Here is a 2,524-nt window from a genome sequence, read left to right as displayed (position 1 = left end):
GTCTGATATCGGTAATTCTGGAACAGGAATTTTTGATTTATGCAAACGTGAAGTGGTTTATATTCCTCTAACTTCGGAATTCTTTTAGGCTATGATTCTAGTGATTATAAGGACAATGGACAGATGTTTTTTGCTAAGTAAAATACATCCTGAAGATGCACTTAAATGCAGTACCAATGGAGTTTCTATTTTAAAAATATTGGACAAATTTTCTAGTACTGATAAGTTCAGTCATAAATTAATTACGGAGTATAGAATGTTGAATTCCCAAAATCAATATGTTCGATTGATAGAACAGTATCAAGTTTTGGAATTGGATTCAAATGGTCAAATATGGCTGATGCTTAATATTGTAGACATATCTTCAAATCAAGAAGAATTTGATGAAAGTCAAAGTCAATTATTAAATTTTAGAACAGGAGAAATCATTCCTTTGGATACTTCTTCAAAAACGCAAGTTGAATTGACTAAAAGAGAGAAAGAAGTTTGCAACTTGTGAAAAAAGGAATATTTAAGTAAGGAGATTTCTGATAAATTATCTATTAGTTTACATACCGTTAATACACATCGTCAAAGATTTTTGGAAAAATTAGGAGCTAATAATTCTATTGAAGCTGTGATTTTCGCTTCAAAGTTTGGTCTTCTTGATTAGTGATTATACTGATAAATCAGTATTGTTTAAAATTATGTATTCTTAGACATTTGTCTTTGAAATAAATCATAATGATAAAACACATGAAGCTTGGGCTTATTCTATTTATAATTTGCCTTAATTCAAGAACCTTTGGTCAAATAATGGAAGAGAATACTTTTGTCAAAATTGAAAATCACCACTCTACAACATCTTATTTAGACGCACTAATTAATGTTGTCGGTACAAACTTTAATTATGGGGAATCAAATAATGAATTAAGTGACTATAAACAACCGCTTCTCGGTTTGCAGGTTGGAGCATCATTTCAAGCTGGAATTACCCCAAGTTTTTCAATTGTAAGTGAGATGTATTTATTAATGAAAGGTGGTGGTTTAAAACCTGAAAATCCAATGACTACCGATAAGTCAAACATACGCATATATTCTTTAGAATTGCCATTACTTGCCCGTTTTCATCTTGGTCAATTTCATTTTAACATTGGGCCTTCTATTGCATACAATCTGTATGGGTCACAAAAAATAGCAGGTTCAACTTCTGGCCTCTCGTTTGGAAATTCAAATAATGACTTTCAACGCTGGGAAACAGGAGTGCAAATAGGTGGAGGTTATACATTTAATACCAAAAGGAAGCGATTAAATTTCGATATTCGTTATAATTATGGCATCACAGATATTTCTAACGGTAACAACATATACAATAGGAGCCTTATAGTGAGCTTGCATTCTTCAAAACCTTGGAAAAAGAACTCTTTCAATAGAGATAAGAAAGAATAGAATAAAGATTCTATTCTAAATAAATTGAAACAATTGAACCATGTCAGAATACTTCTAAAATTGCTGGGTCATTATTATTGCGACAGTCATAACAGAGTTAGTATTCTAATTTAAAATTGAAAAATCATAAGATTTTGAATTTTTAAAAAAAACTAATATAAATGAAACATATTTTAAAGGTGATTTTCTTACTTCTGACAACTTTTACCACAAAGGCTCAACAAGGAAATATTACAGACAATATTTATTCAATTCAGGATAGCATTTCAATTCCAACTAAAAGTGGAATAAATATTTCCGCTACAATTGTCCGAAAAAAAATAAATACGCAGCCTTTACCAGTAGTTCTTTTTTATACTACCTATTACCAAGGTAAAGCAGATGACTACTTTGCTAAACTTTCAGCAGATAGAGATTACGTAGGAATTGTTGCTTACGCGCGTGGTATTCGCACTAATTTAAAAGAATACGCACCTTATGAACATGAAGGAACGGATGTTTATGATATTATCGACTGGATTAGTAAGCAAACTTGGTGTAATGGTAGCGTAGCAATGTATGGTGGTAGTTATACCGGGTATTCACAATGGGCAACCGTAAAAAATAGTCATCCAGCTTTAAAAACAATAGTTCCACAAGTTGCGGTTATGCCAGGTTTTGACGCACCAATGGAAAACAATGTTCCTTATGGTAACATTTTGGGTTGGGCGAATGATAATATCTATAAAAACAAACCATACGATAGAGACTTGGTTTTTAATTGGTACAATAATGGTTTTCCTTTTAAAAGTTTAGATAGTTTGGGAAATCATCCCAATCCAATTTTCCAGAAATGGTTACAACACCCTGATTATGATTCCTATTGGAAATCAATGGTACCAACACCTGATGAATATTCAAAAATAAACATTCCAATTCTTTCAACAACAGGATATTATGACGGTTCACAGATTGGAGCAATTCAATATTTTAAATTACACAATAAGTACAACAAAAATGCTAATCATTATTTTGTAATTGGACCTTATGATCATTGGGGTGGTCAAAGCAAACCTCAAAAAAATCTAATGGGTTATGAAATTGATCCTGTTGCTAA

General features: G+C 31.6%; 4 protein-coding genes. All 4 read left to right on the top strand.

Annotation, left to right across the window (positions count from 1 at the left end; translation table 11 throughout):
* Window positions 1-115: 115 nt before the first annotated feature.
* Entirely contained in the window at window positions 116-499 is a 384-nt protein-coding gene (locus tag A9996_RS19175) for a hypothetical protein (protein ID WP_066439117.1), read from the top strand.
* A gap of 24 nt (window positions 500-523) precedes the next feature.
* Complete coding sequence (locus A9996_RS21105; protein WP_428838896.1) at window positions 524-652, top strand: LuxR C-terminal-related transcriptional regulator; 129 nt, start codon at window positions 524-526, stop codon at window positions 650-652.
* Window positions 653-723: 71 nt separating this feature from the next.
* A complete protein-coding gene (locus A9996_RS19170) occupies window positions 724-1,428 on the top strand; it encodes a porin family protein (protein WP_083994042.1) in 705 nt (234 codons plus the stop codon).
* A 161-nt stretch (window positions 1,429-1,589) separates the two neighbouring features.
* A partial coding sequence (locus A9996_RS19165; protein ID WP_157487265.1) for a CocE/NonD family hydrolase occupies window positions 1,590-2,524 on the top strand: 935 nt, incomplete at its 3' end.

This window comes from Gelidibacter algens, assembly GCF_001678675.1.
GTDB classification, from domain to species: domain Bacteria; phylum Bacteroidota; class Bacteroidia; order Flavobacteriales; family Flavobacteriaceae; genus Gelidibacter; species Gelidibacter algens.
The sequence above is the reverse complement of the archived record's forward strand: the minus strand, read 5'-3'. Positions and strand labels throughout refer to the sequence as shown.